Genomic DNA, 1,027 nt, shown 5'->3' on the forward strand with positions numbered 1-1,027 from the left:
CGCCGGAAGCCGCCGCGCTCGCCGCGGTCCCGGTCGTCACGACGGTCATCCCGACGGTCGTCACGCCGACCGTAACCACCCTGACCACCCCGGTCGTCTCGGCGGTCCTCACGACGGTCGTCGCGCCGGCCGTAGCTGCCACGGTCACGGTCGCCGTATCCACCACGGCGGTCCTCACCACGGCGGTCGTCGCGACGGTCGTCACGGCGGTCGTCGCGCCGGAAGCCGCCGCGCTCGCCGCGGTCCCGGTCGTCACGACGGTCATCCCGACGGTCGTCACGCCGACCGTAACCACCCTGACCACCCCGGTCCTCACGGCGGCCGTAACCGCCACGGTCGTCGTCCCGCCGGAAGGAAGGACGGTCACCGCGGTCGTCCCGCCGGAAGGAAGGACGGTCACCGCGGTCGTCCCGCTGGAAGCCCGGACGCGAGCCCCGGTCGTCTCGACGGTCGTCGCGCCGGCCGTACCCACCACGATCACGGTCGCCGTAACCGCCACGGTCACGGTCGCCGTAGCCACCACGGCGGTCCTCACCACGGCGGTCGTCGCGCCGGAAACCGCCGCGCTCGCCGCGGTCCCGGTCGTCACGACGGTCATCCCGACGGTCGTCACGCCGACCGTAACCACCCTGACCACCCCGGTCCTCACGGCGGCCGTAGCCACCGCGCTCACCACGGTCGCCCCGCTCGCCACGGTCCCCGCGGTAACGACCGCGGTCACCGCGCTCGCCGCGGTCCCCACTGTCCCGTCGCCGCTGGTCGCGCTCCGGTCGGTCGTCGGGAGAGTTGGTGGACATGGTGACTCCTGTCTTCGTACCGCAAGTCGATTCTCGCGCAGTCGGGTACCCGATGCGCTCCGGGTTGTATTTGTCGCAAAACAACGAAAGGACCCCTGGTCCCAGCTGAACGCTGGGACCAGGGGTCCTTCCAAAGATTGTTCGGCGGCGTCCTACTCTCCCACAGGGTCCCCCCTGCAGTACCATCGGCGCTGTAAGGCTTAGCTTCCGGGTTCGAAATGTGACCGGGC

The 1,027-nt window shown here is 71.0% G+C and carries 1 rRNA gene and 1 pseudogene; both read right to left on the minus strand.

Annotated features, from left to right (window positions below):
- A pseudogene (locus ACH4F6_RS19845) lies at positions 1–694 on the minus strand (hypothetical protein); the annotation flags it as partial.
- 242 nt (positions 695–936) lie between these two features.
- Positions 937–1,027: ribosomal RNA gene (rrf, locus tag ACH4F6_RS19850) — 5S ribosomal RNA — on the minus strand; the annotation flags it as partial.

The sequence above is a fragment of the Streptomyces sp. NPDC017936 genome, from assembly GCF_044328485.1.
Lineage (GTDB): Bacteria > Actinomycetota > Actinomycetes > Streptomycetales > Streptomycetaceae > Streptomyces.